Source organism: Aliterella sp. E5.1, from assembly GCF_057473825.1.
The window spans coordinates 1-20,132 of the sequence record NZ_JBYCCV010000071.1; the positions used below are offsets into that span (position 1 = coordinate 1).

The window sequence follows — 20,132 nt, forward strand, 5'->3', positions numbered from 1 at the left end:
ATCCCTTGAACAGGTAGAAGATGTACTTTGCCAAGGCTTACTTGAACTTTCTTCTAATAGTGAGCGCCTGCGTTCAATGACTTTCTTCCCTCATCTTCAAATACTACCTCTGACCGCAACTTAGTATTAAACATATCCGCTACGGTCAATTGCTGCCCAAATTGCGATCGCATTGAGATAAGTTCTCTGGGGAACATTGGCTAGAGCTTGTTCGTCCACTTTTCCGCTTGAATTGCGCGGCAATTGGGATACCAGCACGTAATTCTTGGGCAATAAGCGATCGGGAATAACACCGCGCAAGTAAGATTGAAGTTGATTTAGTGAAGGAGGTTGGCTAGAAACAATGTAGACAAATAACTCTGGTAAAGGGGAGCTTTCTGTTTTTCTTACAAGTACCGCACAGTCTGCAATTAAAAGATTTTGTAATAGAATAGATGGTACTTTTCTTTAACTTGTTGCAAATACTCCCGATCTTCATCCATCGACTTACACTCTAGTTTCAAATACACTACTCAAATCTGCACTGAATATATTAACTGAATTTATCAAAAACTTTTTATAAGATCTAACTTTTACTCTATTTATAACTACAGTCCCATTCAATCTTATTCCCTAAAAATTGCTTTTGAATCAATTTATTTCTACAAAACCTGCAATCTTTTAAAGATAGCGTATTTCAGTTTTATAACTTAGAGCATTTGTGGCAAGATATTCAAGTAGCAATCAATAACAAATTAAACTTAGCTAATTTTGCTACTGAGCCTACCAGTTTTGCGGAAGTTGCTGCTATAGCTTTTGATTTTGACTTTACAAACCAAACCCAAAACGCAGTCAAGTACGATATACGCAGTAAACATTACCAGCTTTTTGATGGTTGCCAGCCAGGGTATTTATATAATAAAAGTCAAGTATTACAAGAACTCAAAAAATTTGTTATCGATTTTAAAAATAGTAATTGTTCTATTTAATCTTCAATTTGTCCTACCCGACGAATATTGAGAATATCGCCCATTTTTTTGATTTGGACAAATACTTGTTCTAATTGATGGCGATCGCGTATTTCCAAACCTAAGTCGATAATAGCAGGTTGTCCGTTGGCGGTTTTAACGTTGGCATTACGCACATTTATACTGTAGTCGCTGAGGCGAGATAAAATATCTTTGAGTACGCCCACCCGGTCAATGGCTTTAATTTGTACGTCAATGGGATAGGTTTGGGGACGACCTTTATTTGAGTCTATAGGATTCCAGCTTACCGGAACTAAGCGATCGCCTTCTACACTTTCTACATTTTGACAGCCTTGACGGTGAATAGAAATACCCCGATTGCTGCGCGTTACTACACCAATAATTGATTCCCCCGGAATCGGACTGCAACAACCAGCCAAGTGATACAACACCCCTTCCACCCCCGCAATCGGTGATTCGCTTACCTTTTTGAGGGGTAAGGGATTGCGCGCCACAGTTGTGGGTAGAGTAATAATCTCTGTATTATCAACAGGCTGCTGGGATTTTACGACTTCTCGCCAGCGATTGAGTACCAAGTTTAAAGTTACTTCTCCGTAACCCACCGCCGCTAACAAGTCTTCTACGCTGTGGTAGTTGCATTTTTGCGCTACTTGCTCCATCGGCTCAGATTTTAGCAAAGATTCAAAGCCAGTTTTGCCCATTTCTTTTTCTAACATATCCCGACCGCGAGCAATATTTTCGTCTCTATGCGATCGCTTGTACCATTGCCTAATCCGGTTTTTTGCTGCTGATGTCCGGGCAAAATTCAACCAATCTAAGCTTGGGTGACTATTTTTCTGGGTGAGAATTTCAACAATATCGCCATTTTTCAACTGCGTATCTAGCGTCACCATCCGCCCATTTACCCGCGCACCACTACAGCGATTGCCTACTTCTGTGTGAATCCGGTAAGCAAAATCTACCGTAGTCGCGCCGGGACTCAAAGGAATTACATCGCCTTTGGGAGTAAATACATAAACATCATCTTCAAATAAATTATCTTTGACGCTTTCCAAATACTCTTGCGGATCTTTAACGTCTTTAAGCTCGTTTTGCCATTCCAATAGTTGTCGCAGCCAGGTAAACTTTTCATCTCCTGGAGTCATTTGCGTATAACTGCTACCTTTTTCCTTATACTTCCAGTGGGCCGCAATTCCATACTCCGCAATGTGGTGCATTTCTAGAGTCCGAATTTGCACCTCCAAAGGTCGCCCCGTAAAGCCTACCACCGCCGTATGCAGAGATTGATAGCGATTAGGTTTAGGCAAGCCAATATAGTCTTTAAACCGCCCTGGAATCGGTTTAAACTCATCGTGAACTATAGCTAAAGACCGATAACACTCCTCATTAGTTTGGACAACAATCCGAATCGCCGCCAAGTCATAAATTTCGTTAAATTCTTTCTGTTGGTGCTGCATCTTTTGATAAATGCCATAAAGATGCTTGGGACGACCGCTAATATCGCTGCAATTAATTCCTGCTTGTTCTAGCCTAGCTTTTAATACTTCTGTAACCCTAGCAAGTCTTGCTTCCCTGTCGCCGCGTTTTTCGGCAACCAATTCTTGAATCTGACGATAAGCCTCTGCTTCTAAGTATTTAAACGCCAAATCTTCTAATTCCCACTTAAAACGCCCGATCCCCAGCCGATGAGCCAGAGGTGCAAAAATATCGCGCGTTTCTTGAGCAATCCGGCGGCGTTTCTCATCGGCTAAATATTCCAGAGTACGCATATTGTGCAGGCGATCGGCAAGCTTGACGACAATTACTCGTATATCTTGAGCCATCGCCAAAAACATTCGGCGAAAATTCTCGGCTTGACTTTCGGTTTTGCTAGAAAAATTAAACTTAGATAATTTAGTAACGCCTTCTACCAATTGACGGACTTCAGGATTAAACATCTGTTCTAGTTGTTCAATCGTAAGATCTGTATCCTCCACCACATCGTGGAGAAAGCCCGCCGCAATCATCGCTCCGCCACCACCCAAATCGCGCAATAAACCAGCCACCGCCACCGGGTGACAGATGTAAGGTTCGCCAGATTTGCGATACTGTCCTTCATGGAGTTTGTATGCAAATTCAAAAGCACGGCAAACAATCGCCGCATCACTAGCATCATTGTCTGATGATGTAACCAAACACTTTTGTAGCCACTCAGGAATAACACAATCAAAGGAAGTAGTAGAAGCAACGGCATTCATAGGGATCGGCTGCAATTAAATATTTAGGGTAAAACTATTAAAAAAAGTATTCGCAGTTAAAAAAAATAATAAATTATTGGGTTTGTCAATAGTAGCGCCAATTGTGCCAAAAAATGGTCGGCGCAGTTATAAAAAATATTTGGAGAGTAGCAATTGTCTGCTAGACCTCTAAAATCTATTTATAGGGCAAAATTCTTTACATTAATTTTATGCTAAGTAGCCCAATGTTGCCAGAATATCAACAGTATTATCACCAATTTTCCCAACTCCTAGAGCAACTGCAAGCCGCGTCTTTGGAGCAAGACTTTACGGAGCTACGCAAAAGCCACCAAAAAGCGCAGCAATTTTTTCAGCAACAGATACTAACATTAGAGCCAGTAGACAATTATCAAATCCGCTCCTACCAAACCGAAATTAGTAAGCAGTTGCAATTGTTAGGAATGGATGTCATATTTTTGCAAGCAGCAAAAGTACCAGAAACCGCCGCCAATAGACAAAAGCAACTAGGCGATCGCCTTCCCACCTTACTTAAATATTGCAACGCCATCCTGCAATTAACAAAAAGTTCGTAAAACATGAAATCCCTACTCAGCATCGAAAATCTTAAAGTAGCCTATCCTCAAAGCCGAACAATAGAGCAACCAACTTCTTGGGCAATAAATGATGTATCGCTAACGCTACAACGGGGCGATCGCTTAGGCTTAGTAGGAGAATCAGGCTGCGGCAAATCGACGTTGGGGAGAGCCGTCATGGGTTTGCTACCACCATCATCGCAAATTGAAGGTAGCGTCAACTTTGATGGCAAGCCAGTTTTTGAGATGAATAGCACCGAAGTGCGAAAGTTTCGCGGAGAAGCGGTGGCGCTAGTATTTCAAGATCCGATGACAAGACTCGATCCCTTGATGACTATTGGCAGACATTGCACCGAAACACTGCAAGCGCACCAGCCCAAATTATCAGCCAAACAAGCCAAAGAGCAAGCAATTGCGACTTTAGAAGCCGTCAGTATACCTGCAAGTCGCTGGAATCAGTACCCCCACGAATTTAGCGGCGGAATGAGACAAAGAGTAGCGATCGCTTTAGCATTATTGCTCAACCCCAAACTAATTGTTGCTGACGAACCCACAACTAGCTTAGATGTAACTGTCGCCGCGCAAATTCTTAAAGAATTAACTAGATTGTGCAAAGAGCGAGAGATGGCGCTAATACTGATATCTCACGATTTGGCGCTAGTAGGGGAATATTGCGATCGCATTGGCGTAATGTACCAGGGAGCGTTAGTTGAATTAAACGACTCAATAAGCGTATTGCAGCAACCTCAGCATGGATATACCCAAAGCCTCTTAAAATCAGCGCTACGTTTGCACGAGGACGGTAAGCCACGGGAAAATAAAAAAAATACCCTTTCGCCGCTTCTAAAAATTACGAATTTGCAGCAGCACTACACAATTGAACCAAATTTTATCGAGCGACTTTTAAAAGTACCAGAGCAGACAATTAAAGCCGTAGATAATGTCAATTTAGAACTATATTCTGGGGAAATTTTGGGACTTGTGGGAGAATCCGGCTGTGGCAAAAGTACCCTTTCTCGTACCGTATTGCAGCTAATTCGTCCTACAGGGGGCAAAGTCCAACTGCAAGACACCGAACTAACTACTTTGTCGCGGCAAAACTTGTTACTGCAACGGCGGCAGATGCAGATGGTATTTCAAGATCCCCACGCTTGCCTAAATCCAATGATGACTGTAGGCGAAAATATTGCCGAGCCTGTATTGATTCACAAACTAGAAACCCCAGAATTTTCTGCCAAGCAGCAAGCAATGAAAATGCTAGAAAGAGTGGGTTTACTTCCATCGGCGGAATATTACGAACGTTATCCGGCGCAATTATCGGGAGGACAACAACAAAGAGTAGCGATCGCACGAGCCGTAATTACTCACCCCAAACTCTTAATTTGCGACGAACCTGTAAGTATGCTCGATGCGAGTATTCAAGCGCAAGTATTAGATTTGATGCTGGAATTGAAGCAGCAATTTGAACTAACGTATTTATTTATTACTCACGATCTATTTGTCGCACGATTTTTATGCGATCGCATTGCAGTCATGCAAGCAGGACAAATTGTCGAAATTGGTTTTACAGAAGACATCTTCAATCATCCTCAACACCCGTATACACAAACGTTATTAAAAGCGGCTCCTTTACTAGCCAGAAGTGAAGCGCGATCGTAAATTAGCTCTCGATCTCAGCTTACCAAACTTGGTTTCTCAAGAATTTAGCGGTTTATAGATATGAACATTTTGCAGGGGGTTTGGGCGGCATCTTTTCGGAGGAAGAATTCCCCCGAAAAATGCCTTGGGAGGCAACTCGTCCCCCAATGGGGGGTCTGCCCCCCAAACCCTCCAAGTTCTGGTTTTTCTTAAAGACAAGCCTACTTACGAGGAGAAAAGCTTAAGGAGGAGTTGAAAGCGTAATCGGAACTTCCTCAACTTCCGGCAATTTCTCCAACGTCAAACGACTTGATTGCCGTTCGCCAGACAAACGTTTTAATAATAAAGGTCTAGGATCGTGCAACAGATAAATAATGCGATCACCCTCAATCCATTCATCACTGGACGAGACAATTTGACTTCGCCCTTCTCTTTCGAGCAACAACGGCACTAATTCCCCCGCTCTTGTCAACGCTTGCAAGTGCGCCTGTTGGAAGGAAAACCCTGGTTCCATCAAGGTTGTAGTACCTAGCTTAACCCTGCCATCAGTCAAATAATCATTCCAAGTTTTGACTGCTAAGTCTGGTAAAAATGCTTGACTAATTTTTGTTTGATTACTGCCATTATTCACCATTGGATCGCGGGGAAACACTGCTAAAACTCTGGGTGGATTAAATTCTTCCGCCGCTCTTTGCGCCAAAACAAAATTCACTTCACCATTACTCGTCATAGCGATAAAAGTACCCCTTGAACCAAGTCCTGCTTCCTCTAGCACCTCTGGATCTAAAGCACTACTCAAGAAAAAAGGTATATTTTCTGCTTCTGCTTGTTCGCGGCTAAGCGGATCGGTATCGATGATCGCGACAGATTCGCCGCGCTCAACAAATAACCGCGCAACTATTAGGCTCAAAGGATTGCAACCCACAATTACCGCTCCCGTTGCTTCTGTTGAGGCAATTTTTAGCCACTTAGCTACCCACCCAGCACTTAACCCCTGACAAAATACAGTCATGATAATCGTGAGAAATACTAAAGCTTTAATCGAATCTCCCCCATTAATTCCCCGCTCAGTTAACAAAATCGAAAACAAAGAAGCCACCGACGCAGAGACAATTCCTCTCGGTGCAACCCAACATAAAAATAACTTTTGCTGCAAGTTCAAGCCGCTATTCCAGGTACATACCGCGATATTAATTGGACGCACCACAAACATCAGCACCAATACTGTAAATAAGCTCCCCCAGCCCAAAGCAAATATACTTGCAATCGATAAATCCGCCGCCAGCAAGATAAACAGTACCGAAACACCGAGAATAGTTAATTGTCCTTTGAAGCGTCGCAATAACCTTTCTTCGGGTATAGAAGACGAACCCAATACTACACCTGCAACCACCGTAGCCATTAACCCCGATTCGCTGCGAATTAGTTGCGCTAAGGCAAATAAACCCCATAACCCAGCTAAAACTACTAAGTTCTTTAGCTCGTCTGAAATAAAATGAGCGCGTTTAAACATCAAGCTCAACAACCAGCCACCCACTGCCCCAATTGCGCCCCCAACACCCAAACGCAAAACTAGACCGCTAAAGGCTAAAACCGGATCGGCTCCACCATTTAAAATTGTGTCTAGGACAACAACAGAAAGAATTGCCCCCACTGGATCGATTAAGACTCCTTCTCCCTCTAAAAGAGTAGCCACTTGACGATCTACTTTTACATGGCGCAACAAAGGGCTAACTACAGTGGGACCTGTAACTACAACCAAAGCCGCATAAAGAAAAGCGATCGCCCAAGGAAATTCCCCCAGCCAGTGTGCCGCCAGTCCTCCACCAATGAGAGTAATCAGCGTCCCAATCGTTACTAGATTACGCAGACTACCAGAGACTTTTCCCAAGTCTCTCAACTCCAGATTTAGCCCACCTTCAAACAAAATTACCGCCGTTGCTAGGGCGACAATCGCCTCTAACCCCGCGCCGAGTAGCTGGGGGTGCAGCAAACCCGTACCATCAGAACCCAACAAAATACCAAACAGCAGCAAAAATACAATGCTGGGTACTTTGAGATATTCTGCTATGACTTGAGCGCCGATACCTGCAATCACAGCAATCGCGATCGTTACAATTATTTGAAAAGATGCTTCCATAGGCTAGATTTTGGCACTCGCAAAATCTTTCATTTAAGGATAGTCGATTTTAACTTTAAAAGCCGCTCCTTGCTTTACTAAGTTCCTTCAGCCCTTTATTGCGCACCACCGTGATAGTTACTTTTGCAAGCTGCCAAAATCTGTTTATCGCTGGCACTGACTTCAGATAGCTGATGATAGTTTTGGAGAGCTACAGAATAAGGAGTAGTAATTTCGTTGCTGTTGTTTTCATCCCAAGAGCGATCGCCTATGGCGGCTACTTGTTGAGCATCCGCGTTACTGCCTAGGGTTTCTGGATATGCCTCGGTTTCTGAACCATTTGCTATTAGTAAAGCGAGTTTTCCTGCCTCAATAGTGCCATTGAAACAATTAAATTCTGATTGGGGTAAATAAAATGCACCTACTGCTTTACCTCTATTTACCTCAATTACTATGTATTCTTGCCCAATTTGCTGGGGTTCGGGTGACTGACCATACAAGTACACGCCGTCCTTTTGAGGGAGTTTGCCTTTGGCTTCGTACGTGTTTTTACTTAAACTTTCACCGTTGACGGAAGTTTTATACAGGCTTGCACTTGGCAATTCCTTTGTTGAGCCTGGGGTAGTTACTCCAGCAAAAATACTGATAACTAATAGTAAGGTGGCTAGCGGAGCTTTGCTGTGATGCTGTCCTAAAAATAATTTGTCAATATAACTAAGCATCATGAGTTCCTGGTGATTAACTAGCTCTAAGCTGGGGGTGGTGAGTCAGCCATAGTTAAAGCATACCCAATTAGTTCTGCTTTATTGATACTTCAAAAGTCATACTTTGCTTTCCGTAAGAAAGCTTAATTATTAAGAAAAATCTGAGGATGAACGCGCTGGGGAATTAAAAAAATATCAATCGCAAAAAAATACCTCCTAAGTTATAGGAGGTACGCAAGCTAGAATTTATAAAAGGTAATCAACTTGCCATATACTCTTGCACGTTCTCACGACGGCGGCGCAAGTGTGCTAAGGCTTGATGCTCTAGTTGACGGACTCGTTCTCGACTAAGATTGAGTCTCTCACCAACTTTTGCTAGCGATAATTCGTTGCCGTCTTGCAAACCAAAACGCAAGCTGACGACTTCGCGCTGCTGTGGTGTTAATTCAGCCAGTAAAGTATCTATGTCCTGACGCAATGCTTCTTGGGTCATGAAATGATCCGGCGAAGGACCATCATCTTCAAGCAAGTCTTGCAGTTCGGTATCTTGGTTGTCGCCGACTCGAATATCTAAAGATACTGGTTGACGGGCGAGATTGAGATATTCGCGAATTTGAGCAGGTTCTAACTCTAACGCTGTAGCAATTTCATTAGCATTAGGACTGCGCCCTAATTTCTGTGCTAGTTCGCGCTGGACTTTTTTAATTTTGTTCAGCTTTTCAGTAATGTGAATAGGTAGCCGAATGGTGCGGGCTTGTTGAGCGATCGCGCGAGTAATGGCTTGACGTATCCACCAATAAGCGTAGGTAGAGAATTTGTAACCGCGTGTAGGATCGAACTTTTCTACGCCGCGCTCTAGCCCCATAGTACCTTCTTGGATCAAGTCCAAAAACTCCATGTTCCGCTTTTGGTATTTTTTGGCGATCGCTACTACCAAGCGCAAGTTCGCCTCAATCATTTTCTGCTTGGCTCTTTTGCCACGCTTGATAGTTTCTGGCAACTCGGCGGCGGCGATATCTACTTGGGTCGCCCATTCTTCGGCAGTTGGTTCCCTGTGCAGTTCCTTTGCCAGAGCTTCTTTAGCTTCTAGGAGCAACATCATTTGTTGTACTTGCTTGCCGTAAATAATTTCTTGTTCGCGGGTCAGCAAGGGTACGCGACCAATTTCTCGTAGATAGGTACGAACCATATCCGCCGTGAATTTGGTTTTGGTGGTTTCGGTAGTGGTGTTAACTGTGGGCATTTGTGCGTCGTCAACTCCGTAGACAATTGGAATGCTGAATGACTAAAATGGGACGGCTTTTAGAGCTTCTTGATAACTGGACATTAGCTAATTACTGTTTGAACATACATCCTACAGAAGGTGTAGAGACGCTATCTGGCTGGGATAAGTTTCCCGTCCGCTTTAGCTTGGTTGCTCTGAAACTCACCTAGATCGAAGTCGATATGACTTTATTTTACTATATATTTAGTTATTTGCACAATTTTTGACTAAGATGCTCTGCTGTTCGCACTTTGAATTAAAGAAGCGATCGCAATTACTTATATATGATGACTTGACTTGAGCTTAAATACGTGCATAGTAGCCGCCGGATAACCGTACTGATAGGCGCTTGGGGATGGCGAGATATTACGAATGGTTAAAAACCGAGGTCGGCTTGGGCTAGTTGAGCAGCAGCAAATACTTCGTCGTCAGGCTTTTCTTCCCAGGCAACATCGCCAATTTCTGTGTAGAAGGTTTGATCGTAAGGGCGCGTCCTGACGACTACAGGCATGGGTACGGCGTGACCGAGAATTAAAGCTTGTTGCTTGGAGTCGAGTTTTGCCAGGACGCTGCGTAAGGCTTGCCCCCCGGATACTCCCGTAAAAATAGCCTCAATGTCTTTTTCATCGTTGAGTAAGGCAGTAATTCTCGTACCAATTTGGGACATTACTTCATTGTCAATCCCTGATGGGCGCTGATCTACTACAAGTAAAGTCACAAAATATTTCCGCATTTCACGGGCAATAATGCCGAAAATAGTTTGTTTGACAGTAGCAGGATCGAGAAAGCGGTGAGCTTCTTCAATAGTAATTACTAATGGATGAGGGCGATCGCACGGATTTTTGCTTTGTAAGAATTTCTCGGCTTTGTGGACGTAAGAGTGATGGATGCGTCGAGATATGGTGTTGGTTGCCAGCATATACGAAAGCATATTTGACTGGGAACCAAATTCAATGACTACGTGCTTGCCAGCGTCTAAAGAAGCCAAAATTTTATCTATATAGTTATGCGGGCAAGTCGTCCGCATATATTTAAGATCCTCTAAGCGCAGAAGTTTGCGCTGTAATGCCATAATTGAGGACTTGTTACCCCGCTTTTCCTGGCAAAACATTTCTATTTCTTCGTTACCCATTGCCAAAAGCTGGGTAATCCAAGATTTGCCAAACTCGTTACGCAAAATTGTGGCATTTTCTAAACTTGCTTCAGAAAGGTTCAATTCGTTGCGTACCAGCATGATGTCTTCAACTTCAATTTGGTCGTAACTCAAATAAAGTTCCTGAGCGTCGCGCACGCCTCGACGCTTGGTAGAGGCAGGGTCGAGGGTGTAAACTTGCACTTTACCGGGAAATAGCTGGCGCAAGCCTTTAACGGTGCTAAATTGCTTGCCTTCCGATACTGCTTCCCACCCGTATTCGGAGTGCATATCAAAAATCAAATTTACCGCCGCTTGTTTGCGAATAATCCCTGATAGCAACAACCGAGTGAGAAAAGATTTACCCGTTCCCGATTTACCAAATACGCCGTTACTACGTTCTACAAAGCGGTCTAGGTCTATACATATGGGTACATCCATGTCCAGGGGTTGACCGATCGCAAAGTTGCGTCTTTGCGGGTCGTCTTCCCAGCCAAATACGGCTCTAAAGTCGCGTTCGCTGGCATCATAGACTTGGCTAAAGTGGCTGGGAATAGTTTTCACGGGTAGCAGTTCCATATTGCTGCTACTTTGGGGTTGAAAGGAAGCTAAACCGTTTACGCCGTTGTGTTCTGACTTGCCATTGCTATGAAAAGATGGCTCCTCCGATTCAGGTGTAAACATCAACATTGGTGTAAGGTCGATGGTTCCATAAGTGCCGCTTCCCGCCAAAACTTCGCGCATAAAATCATCGCTAGGTAAAGGCGGATTAGCGACAATACGCGGGCTTGAGGTTCCTAGACATACATCCGTTAGCATACAAAAGAAACGCGATTTCATTCCTTCGACTACAAGGAATTTGCCAACGCGCATATCTTCTACCAAGACATCAGGATGCAGTCGCACCTCTAAGCCTTCACTGAGCGATCCTTGTGTAACTGAACCTAATGGCTGTCCCAAATTCATGCGGCTACTTGCACTGCGTGGGTTATTGGCTTATCTTATAGCCTTTGACGGCAAGCTGTCAGCCATTAAAGCCGCAATAGAGAATATTTCTGTACTACTCAGTCAATATTAATTGCTGTCGGGGCAGAACCTGTGGTACTAGAAGAACCAGGTGTAAGCTTGCGATATTGGCTATACAAGCGATCGCGCCAAGTAAAAAATGGCTGGTAAGCTAGGTTATCTGCTAATCCTGGTATGCCTTTGCCTTTTACGTTTGCGGGTAAATCTAAGTAAGGACCATCGGGAAACTTAATTAGCATCGATAATCCGGCTACAGATAAATCTGCTAAGGTAGTGCGATCGCCTACTAAGTAAGGACTATCAGCCAGTAGCAAGCATAATGCCTCTAAGTCTTGCTTTAGGTCGGTTTCGGCAGACTTTACAACGTCAGGACTTGCGCCGACTCCAAACCCTAAAATCTTTAATATATCGTTGGGAACCGCTCCTACTAAGCCTTTTAGCAGGTCTGGCGTAGTGTTGGGTAATAAAGCTTTGCGGAAGTTTTGATCTTGACTTAAAGCGCCAAATAAAGCTTGGCGGCTTTTTACTCCTATCGATTCGTCTGCCCATTCTTCTATCAGCAAGCATAACCCTCTTTGTTTGGGGTCTGTGGGCAGCAACGGGCGATCGGGGTATCTTTGGTCTAAGTATTTAGCGATCGCCGTTGAATCAGCGACAATATTCGCCCCGTCTTTAATTACTGGCACTTTGCGTTGACCCGTCAAACGAAATAGCTCTACTTGTCCAATTCCTGGCGTGACTTCAATCTTGCGGTAATCTAAGCCTTTATAGTCTAGAATTATTCTGACTTTTTCAGAATACTGTGATAGCTCAAACTGGTACAATTCAATCATTTTGTCTGTCCTGGTAACTGGTTGCTCTGAAATGAAAGCTTTAATAATTTATTTACTACATAATTCTCTAAAAGAGTAGATTTTGACAAATTATGTTCGTTATTCTGTAATAATTCCTCTTTTTGAGCGCTTCACTTATTTAGCTACAATTTAATAGTTACTAGCTATGTTTATTATTAACTAAAAAATATATCTAATAACAAATACTCTCTCAACCTATAGGTTGAGAGAGTATGATACTTATTCAATTCCCGCATTACTTTATTACGCAGTCCGGCGAGTTATTAGACCCCAGATGAATAATAAAACAATTGCTCCAATTACTGCAAAAATAACGCCTGGTATTGTCAAAGCACCGATTGATGCTGCTGTTCCCACACCGCCGCCAAAAAATAAGCCGCCTAACCAGCCGCCAACAACCGCACCCAAGATACCTAGAATCATTGTGGCAAGAATACCACCGCCTTGATGTCCTGGATAAATAGCTTTAGCGATCGCGCCAGCAATCAAACCTAAAACCACCCATGCTAAAATTCCCCACATATCTTTTTCTCCTTTGTTTTTAATATCTCTGTTTCCTTATGTATAAGTTATCACTCCCAATTATCAATTTCACTCTATCGTAAGTAAGAACCTAAAGGTATAGAAATTCGCTCTCTTTAATTGAATAATTTTGCTATCTATATAATCAAGTAATCAAGATATTTTATTTTCTACAAAATAATATTTAAATAAAACTTTCAAAAGTTTTTAATTTCCTGAAAGTAGACAAAATCATTAACTCATAACTTATAAACTTATTAACTAATAGCAATTATTTTAGCTAAACAAACTTTTTATAGAATGCCTTACCTCACCAATTGACCTAAACGAAAGACCCAAAATATCATTCTCTAGCTAGATGCGTGTTGTGTTTTGACCAAAAGATTTGTAAAGTTATAGGCAAATGTTGTAAAACTTATCAAGTGTCAAAAATAAATAAGAGGAAGACAACAGTGATTAAAAATCAAAAGCACAACAGCAATTTACTTAAAAAAGTAACTTATTTATTGGGAATTGCTAGTGCCAGTGTTCTGCTTGGGTTCCCTTTACAGGCTCAGCAATCAGGTGGAGGAGTGCTTAATCCCAAGCCCAGTATTTTTAACGAGCCTCCTTACAACCGCTCTGGTGGAGCAGCAACACCTCTAGAGGCTAGTCCCTCAGCCCCAGGAACCGCGCCCGAAGCTATCCCCGCTCCAGTTCCTGACGCTACTAAACCTGCACCCGCACCCGCACCAACAGAAAGCGCTCCTGGTGCATCAACGGGAAGCGAAAATATCGTAGCGTTAGCTGCTGCTAATGGTTCTTTTAAAACTCTTACCGCCGCTTTGAAAGCAGCCGACTTGACAACAACTCTAGAAGGAACAGGACCATTTACCGTTTTTGCGCCAACCGATCAGGCTTTTGCCGCCCTACCTCAAGAAGCGCTGCAAGAATTGCTGAAGCCAGAGAACAAAGCGCTATTAGTCAAAATATTGACCTATCACGTAGTTCCTGGAAAAGTCACATCCACTGACTTGAAGTCTGGAGCCGTAAAATCTGTAGAAGGTGGTCCCATCAGCGTTAAGGTCGATCCAGCAACTGGTGTAATGGTGAACGAAGCTAAAGTAGTTCAACCAGATATTCAAGCTAGTAATGGTGTAATTCACGTCATTGATAAAGTAATTTTGCCCCCAGACATCTAAGCAAATATTAAATGCTAGTGCTTAGTTAAGACTACTAATTTAAACCCATGCAAATATTTTCTTTGCATGGGTTTAAATTATGGCAACATTCTTAGTTCAAATAAAAGTCCGTCATGATGCAGATACACGCTCCTAAGTCCAGCATCTAAATTAGGCAGTAGTAAAACTTAGACAAGTATTAATCTCATGTCTGATAGTCCCCGGCTAGACGAACAAGCGATCGATTTAGCAGCCCAAGCAGGTTTATCTAGTCAGTTAGATGCTGCCGAAAAAATTGATGTAGACATTCGCACCGACTTACTCAAAGTTGTGCAAGGACAAGCCGATTCTATTGATATTTCTGGACAAGGCTTAGTGCTGCAAGAAGACATCCGAGTGCAAGAAATGGAGTTGCACTTAGATAAAGTGGCAATCGACCCCCTTAGTGCTTTATTTGGGCAAATAGAATTGACTCATCCCGTAGATGCGATCGCCAAATTAGTCCTCACCCAAGAAGATCTAAATCGCACTCTTAACTCAGACTATGTCAAGAACCGGATGCAAAAGCTAGAGTTGGATGTAGACGGACAACTTGTGACTATGGCTATCCAACACTTAGAGTTGTTGCTGCCTAGTGTGGGGAAAATAGAAGTTAATGGCAGCGCTTTGTTAGCGCAGATGGATCGAACCAGAGAAATTGGGTTTAATGCCGTAATTCGTCCACGTACCCTCCAACAACCAGTATTAATGGAGAGTTTTAAGTGCCAAGATGGGCAGAATATCTCTATTGATCTAGCAGTAGCCTTGTTAGGGAAAATGAAACAGCTAACACAGTCGCCTTTTATTGAATTAGAAAAAATGGCGCTCCGCATCAAGGAGTTAGAAGTAGAGCCAGGTAAACTAACTCTCTACACCGAGGCTCATGTCAGAGAAATACCGCAAACTTAAGCTGCCAATGCGATCGCCTTTGGCGCTACCCCTTGGGTAATCGCACTTTATAACTGACGATTGATTGTATCTTGGGTAACTTATTTATAAAATTTGTAAATATGGATACCTGGAGCCGACGCTATGCAATCGTACGATGTTGTGATTATTGGAGCAGGACACAATGGTTTAGTCTGCGCTGCCTATTTACTGAAAGCTGGGTATAGCGTTTTGCTGCTAGAAAAGCGTTCTGTTCCTGGTGGTGCAGCAACTACCGAAGAATCGCTCCCCAAAGAAGCACCGGGATTCAAGTTTAACCTTTGCGCGATCGATCATGAGTTTATCCACTTAGGACCAGTGGTGCAAGAGTTGGAACTAGAAAAATACGGGTTAGAGTATCTAGAATGCGATCCAGTAGCATTTTGTCCCCATCCCGACGGTAAATATTTTTTAGGGCATAAGTCCTTAGAAAAAACTTGCGCGGAAATTGCTAGATATAGCGATCGCGATGCCAAAAAATACCGCGAATATACAGAATTTTGGCAACGGGCGTTAGGGGCGATGATTCCTATGTTCAACGCTCCTCCCAAGTCTATTATTGATATTGCTGGAAATTACGACATCAAAAAGCTGAAAGATTTATTTTCTGTGATTGGTTCGCCATCTAAAACCCTAGACTTTATTCGGACAATGCTCAGTAGCGGCGAAGATGTCCTCAATGAGTGGTTTGATAGCGAGTTCCTTAAAGCCCCTTTAGCCAGACTTTGCGCCGAACTTGGCGCGCCGCCTTCGCAAAAAACTAACGCCGTGGGGGCAATTATGATGGCAATGCGTCACGATTCAGGCATGGCTAGACCTCGCGGCGGTACGGGGGCGCTTATCCAAGCTTTATTGAAGTTGGTTAAAAGCAAAGGTGGTGTAGTTCTTACCGAGCAGCACGTTGAAAAAGTTTTAATCGATAACGGTCGCGCGGTAGGCGTGCGCGTAGCTGGAGGGGTCGAATACCGAGCCAAAAAAGGGGTGATTTCAAATATTGATGCTAAAAGAGTATTTTTGCAACTGATAGATGAAAGTGACGTGCATAGCGCTGATCCAAATCTGCGGGAAAGATTAGATCGCCGTATTGTCAATAATAACGAAACCATCCTCAAAATTGATTTGGCTTTAGATAAACCCCTCAACTTTGAGCATCACAATCACGATGACAGCTATCTAATTGGCTCTGTGCTAATTGCCGATTCCGTTACTCACGTCGAACAAGCTCATAGTAAGTGTACTTTAGGCGAAATTCCCGATTCTGACCCTTCAATGTATTTAGTTGTCCCCACAATGCTCGATCCTTCCATGGCTCCCCAAGGCAAGCATACAGCCTGGATCGAGTTTTTTGCACCTTATCAAATTGCTGGCGCAGAAGGTACGGGTTTAAAGGGTACGGGTTGGACTGACGAACTCAAAAACAAAGTAGCTGACCGAGTAATTGACAAACTAGCCGACTATTCCCCTAATGTCAAAGATTCAATTATTGCGCGTCGGGTCGAAAGTCCTGCCGAACTTGGGGAACGTTTGGGCGCTTACAAAGGCAATTACTATCATATTGATATGACTCTCGATCAAATGGTGTTTTTCCGTCCTTTACCGGAACTAGCTAATTACAAAACACCAATTGACGGATTGTTTCTGACTGGCGCGGGGACGCATCCCGGCGGTTCAATTTCAGGAATGCCAGGACGCAACTGCGCTCGAATTTTCTTGCACGAGCAACAACCAATCGCTCAGAAGTTTAAAGAAGCGCGGGACTCGATTAGATCGACAGTAGGATCGGTATTTAAAGGACAGTAGACTCCCAAATACTCAAAAAACCTCACCTCGCCCTGGGGCTAGTCAATATCACCACTAAAATATTTATGTAACTGACGAATGGGTTATCTGTGTTAACCGCTTTTTAATATGAGGATATATACCACCATTACATAAATCTTATCCATGTAAGCGTATGATGTCGTCATTATTGGCGCTGGACATAATGGGCTAGTTTGTGCCGCTTACCTCCTTAAAGCTGGCTATAGCGTGTTACTACTTGAAAAACGTCCTATTGCTGGTGGCGGCTCCACAACAGAAGAAATTATGCCCCAAGAAGCACCAGGATTTAAGTTTAATCCTTGTGCTATTAATCACATATTTATCCACTTGGGGCAAGTGGTAAAAGAATTAGAACTAAAAAAGTATGGATTAGAATATCTATACTGCGATCCAGGAGTATTTTGTCCTCATCCCGATGGCAAGTATTTCTTAGCACATCGTTCTGTAGAAAAGACTTGCAGAGAAATTGCCCGATTTAGCGATCGCGATGCCGAACAATATGCCAAGTATGTAGAATACTGGCAGCGCTTTGTCAACTCTATTGTTGCTTTTTTCAACTCACCACCCAAGTCATTAGTTGATATTGCTGGTAACTATGATTTTATAAAACTGCAAGACTTGTTTTCGGTTATAGGTGGTACGGATACAACTTTGGATTTATTACGGACAGTTTTAAGTAGTCCAATTGACAACATCAACGAGTATTTTGATGCGGAGTTCGTCAAAGCACCTTTGGCGCGAATGTCTGCGGAACTGAGTTCGCCGCTTTCACAAAAAGCAATGGCTTTTGGGGCAATGATGATGGTTTTGCGCCACAATCCAGGTATGGCAAGACCTCGCGGCGGTTCTGGGGGATTGGTTGATGCTTTAGTTAAATTAGTTACAAGCACTGGTGGCGTAATTTTAACTGAGCAAGATGTCGAGCAAGTGTTAGTTGATGATGGTAAAGCTGTAGGCGTAAGAGTTGCTGGTGGCAAGAAATATCGCGCAAAGTGCGGTGTAATTTCCAATATTGATGCTAAACGGCTATTTTTGCAGCTTGTAGATGAGAATGATGTTAATAGTGCTGACTCCAATTTGCGCGATCGCCTAGATCGTCGCATCGTCAACAATAATGAAACTATCCTCAAAATTGACTGTGCTTTATCTGAACCACTCAAGTTTGAACACCACGAACACAGGGATGAATACTTAATGGGTTCGGTACTGATTGCTGATTCTGTCAATCATGTAGAAAAAGCACATAGCGACTGCACAATTGGCAAAATTCCTGATGAAGATCCATCAATGTATTTAGTTATGCCTACAGCCCTCGATCCTTCAATGGCTCCCCAAGGCAAGCATACGCTATGGATTGAATTTTTTGCTCCTTATCAAATTGCTGGCGCAGAAGGTACGGGATTAAAAGGTACGGGTTGGACTGACGAGCTTAAAAATAAAGTAGCAGACCGAGTAATGGATAAACTAGCCCAGTATTCGCCCAACCTCAAACACTCTATAATTGCCCGTCATGTCGAAAGTCCTGCCGAACTTGGAGAACGGCTAGGCTCTTATAAAGGCAATTATTATCACATAGACATGACTTTAGACCAAATGCTCTGTTTCCGTCCTTTGCCAGAAATCGCTAACTATAAGACTCCAATTGATAACTTGTTTCTGACAGGTGCGGGGACTCATCCCGGCGGTTCGATTTCGGGATTACCTGGACGCAATTGCGCGCGGGTATTTTTGCAAACACAGCATCCCATCGCCCAAACCCTTAAAGATGCGCGAGACACCATCAAATCAACGGTAGAGTCTATATTTAAGGATAATTAACAGATAGGGAGGATGCGATCGCATCCTCCCTAAAAACTATTTGTGCTAACGTGCAAGCGATAGGTGGATGTTGAAATGCGATCGCACTTATTCCTTTTTTAGTATTCCCTCACAAACTTAGAGTAAAGTACAGGCAAAACAAATATTTATAAAATTATTAGGAATTGAAAGTCTGGCAGACCTGAGACTAGGGCTAGGATTTTATTAAGACAATTGCGATCGCTTTCACATACATAGGACTTTAAAGCAAACGCTCGTTTTGAGTTCCTTACAAATCCTTATCAAGGATTGCATAAAATGCTAACTGAAATTACCCTGCAAGTTCCAGAAATTATTTATCAGCGTTTGGTTAATACTGCCCATGCTACCCAGCGTCCTCTCGAAGAAATAATCCTCCATGCCTTACAAGTTGGTAGTCCTCCAGCATGGAATGATATACCAGAGGAGTTTCAAGCGGAGATTGCAGCTTTAGATAAGTTAGATGACCATACCTTGACTAAGATAGTTCACAATCGAAAAACAACAATTGATATGGAACGGTATGATACTCTACTTGAGGGTAATTCTAACGGTACTCTAACAGAGACAGAACGCCTGGAGTTGAGAACATTGCGACAAAATGCAGAGCTTTTTATGTTGCGTAAAGCTCAAGCAGCAGTTTTACTTCGTTGGCGAGGACATAGCGTGTCCGTTGCTTAAATCATTGTGGCTGTATATATTCCTGAAAGTATAAAAAATCAAATTGCTAATAGCGATAGAGATCGTTGTTGCTACTGTTTGACTACAGAAACCAATAGTGGAATTTCTCTGACTTATGACCATATTCAGCCTGTCTCTAAAGGTGGAGAAACAAGCTTTGAGAATGTTTGTTTAGCCTGTCGTTTTTGTAATGAATTTAAGACTAACTTAGTAGAAGCAATAGATCCTTTAACTGGAGAAAGTTTTACTCTATTCAATCCTCGTAAGCAAAAATGCTCTGACCACTTTGCTTGGAGTGTTGACGGTACTAAAGTTGAAGGTATAACTGCTATTGGTCGAGCTACAGTTGTATGTCTGCGGATGAATAATACAGTAATAGTTGTTGCTCGGAAGCGCTGGGTAATTAGTGGTTGGCATCCTCCTATATAACTTTGGCTCAAGAGAGAAGGTAAAATGTGCGATGAGGATTATTGGGAGCGATCGCACGTTATGGAATTGCCTACTCATACCAAATTGCGTTCAAATATAGTAGAGTAGTGAACAACAAAGTTTGTCCTCAAACAACGAGTTAGGCAGGTGGATATGGGTCAAGTTACTCAAGCTTTTCCCCATTTAGAGCTAGAGGCAGTAAA

At 42.8% G+C, this 20,132-nt stretch carries 17 protein-coding genes and 1 pseudogene; 10 read left to right on the top strand and 8 right to left on the bottom strand.

Features of this window, described 5'->3' with window-relative positions; translation table 11 throughout:
* Positions 1–126: 126 nt before the first annotated feature.
* Positions 127–432: a hypothetical protein gene (locus AC2VE5_RS18330; RefSeq protein ID WP_486889167.1), complete on the bottom strand. Its 306-nt coding sequence runs from the start codon at positions 430–432 to the stop codon at positions 127–129.
* A gap of 266 nt (positions 433–698) precedes the next feature.
* Between AC2VE5_RS18330 and AC2VE5_RS18335 the strand changes: the two genes are divergently transcribed.
* Positions 699–968 carry a hypothetical protein gene (locus tag AC2VE5_RS18335; protein WP_486889151.1) on the top strand — a complete coding sequence of 90 codons (270 nt, stop codon included), beginning with the start codon at positions 699–701 and terminating at the stop codon, positions 966–968.
* Here the strand turns inward: AC2VE5_RS18335 and AC2VE5_RS18340 are convergent.
* Positions 965–3,205 carry a RelA/SpoT family protein gene (locus tag AC2VE5_RS18340; protein WP_486889152.1) on the bottom strand — a complete coding sequence of 747 codons (2,241 nt, stop codon included), beginning with the start codon at positions 3,203–3,205 and terminating at the stop codon, positions 965–967. The genes AC2VE5_RS18335 and AC2VE5_RS18340 overlap by 4 nt on opposite strands.
* A gap of 209 nt (positions 3,206–3,414) precedes the next feature.
* Here AC2VE5_RS18340 and patD point away from each other — a divergent pair, with 209 nt between their 5' ends.
* Positions 3,415–3,777 carry a heterocyst frequency control protein PatD gene (gene patD, locus AC2VE5_RS18345; protein ID WP_486889153.1) on the top strand — a complete coding sequence of 121 codons (363 nt, stop codon included), beginning with the start codon at positions 3,415–3,417 and terminating at the stop codon, positions 3,775–3,777.
* A gap of 3 nt (positions 3,778–3,780) precedes the next feature.
* Positions 3,781–5,436, top strand: coding sequence for an ABC transporter ATP-binding protein (locus AC2VE5_RS18350; protein ID WP_486889154.1), 1,656 nt, complete (start codon positions 3,781–3,783; stop codon positions 5,434–5,436).
* A gap of 220 nt (positions 5,437–5,656) precedes the next feature.
* On the opposite strand, the gene AC2VE5_RS18355 is transcribed toward AC2VE5_RS18350, so the two are convergent.
* The 3 genes from AC2VE5_RS18355 to AC2VE5_RS18365 form a co-directional block, all read right to left on the bottom strand.
* Positions 5,657–7,555 (bottom strand): cation:proton antiporter, encoded by a 1,899-nt coding sequence (locus tag AC2VE5_RS18355; protein WP_486889155.1) that lies wholly within the window; start codon positions 7,553–7,555, stop codon positions 5,657–5,659.
* Positions 7,556–7,650: 95 nt separating this feature from the next.
* On the bottom strand, positions 7,651–8,259 hold the full coding sequence (locus tag AC2VE5_RS18360; RefSeq protein ID WP_486889156.1) for a hypothetical protein: 609 nt from the start codon (positions 8,257–8,259) through the stop codon (positions 7,651–7,653).
* A gap of 238 nt (positions 8,260–8,497) precedes the next feature.
* On the bottom strand, positions 8,498–9,481 hold the full coding sequence (locus tag AC2VE5_RS18365; protein ID WP_486889157.1) for an RNA polymerase sigma factor, RpoD/SigA family: 984 nt from the start codon (positions 9,479–9,481) through the stop codon (positions 8,498–8,500).
* A 38-nt stretch (positions 9,482–9,519) separates the two neighbouring features.
* Here AC2VE5_RS18365 and AC2VE5_RS18370 point away from each other — a divergent pair, with 38 nt between their 5' ends.
* Positions 9,520–9,672, top strand: coding sequence for a hypothetical protein (locus tag AC2VE5_RS18370; protein ID WP_486889158.1), 153 nt, complete (start codon positions 9,520–9,522; stop codon positions 9,670–9,672).
* Positions 9,673–9,878: 206 nt separating this feature from the next.
* On the opposite strand, the gene AC2VE5_RS18375 is transcribed toward AC2VE5_RS18370, so the two are convergent.
* The 3 genes from AC2VE5_RS18375 to AC2VE5_RS18385 all read right to left on the bottom strand — a co-directional run bounded on the left by AC2VE5_RS18375 (position 9,879) and on the right by AC2VE5_RS18385 (position 13,036).
* Positions 9,879–11,600, bottom strand: coding sequence for a helicase HerA domain-containing protein (locus AC2VE5_RS18375; protein ID WP_486889159.1), 1,722 nt, complete (start codon positions 11,598–11,600; stop codon positions 9,879–9,881).
* Between the two features lie 98 nt (positions 11,601–11,698).
* Positions 11,699–12,493, bottom strand: a complete 795-nt coding sequence (locus AC2VE5_RS18380) for a glutathione S-transferase family protein (RefSeq protein ID WP_486889160.1) — start codon at positions 12,491–12,493, stop codon at positions 11,699–11,701.
* A gap of 264 nt (positions 12,494–12,757) precedes the next feature.
* Complete coding sequence (locus tag AC2VE5_RS18385) at positions 12,758–13,036, bottom strand: GlsB/YeaQ/YmgE family stress response membrane protein (RefSeq protein ID WP_486889161.1); 279 nt, start codon at positions 13,034–13,036, stop codon at positions 12,758–12,760.
* A gap of 452 nt (positions 13,037–13,488) precedes the next feature.
* Between AC2VE5_RS18385 and AC2VE5_RS18390 the strand changes: the two genes are divergently transcribed.
* From AC2VE5_RS18390 to AC2VE5_RS18415, 6 genes and pseudogenes are all read left to right on the top strand, one after another.
* Complete coding sequence (locus tag AC2VE5_RS18390) at positions 13,489–14,217, top strand: fasciclin domain-containing protein (RefSeq protein WP_486889162.1); 729 nt, start codon at positions 13,489–13,491, stop codon at positions 14,215–14,217.
* Positions 14,218–14,403: 186 nt separating this feature from the next.
* Positions 14,404–15,144: an LmeA family phospholipid-binding protein gene (locus tag AC2VE5_RS18395; protein WP_486889163.1), complete on the top strand. Its 741-nt coding sequence runs from the start codon at positions 14,404–14,406 to the stop codon at positions 15,142–15,144.
* Positions 15,145–15,267: 123 nt separating this feature from the next.
* Positions 15,268–16,962, top strand: coding sequence for a beta-carotene ketolase CrtO (gene crtO / locus AC2VE5_RS18400; RefSeq protein WP_486889164.1), 1,695 nt, complete (start codon positions 15,268–15,270; stop codon positions 16,960–16,962).
* 150 nt (positions 16,963–17,112) lie between these two features.
* Positions 17,113–18,801 (top strand): annotated as a pseudogene (gene crtO, locus AC2VE5_RS18405) (beta-carotene ketolase CrtO); the annotation flags it as partial.
* Positions 18,802–19,098: 297 nt separating this feature from the next.
* Positions 19,099–19,500, top strand: a complete 402-nt coding sequence (locus AC2VE5_RS18410) for a hypothetical protein (protein WP_486889165.1) — start codon at positions 19,099–19,101, stop codon at positions 19,498–19,500.
* A 6-nt stretch (positions 19,501–19,506) separates the two neighbouring features.
* Positions 19,507–19,929, top strand: a complete 423-nt coding sequence (locus AC2VE5_RS18415) for an HNH endonuclease (RefSeq protein WP_486889166.1) — start codon at positions 19,507–19,509, stop codon at positions 19,927–19,929.
* Positions 19,930–20,132: the final 203 nt, after the last annotated feature.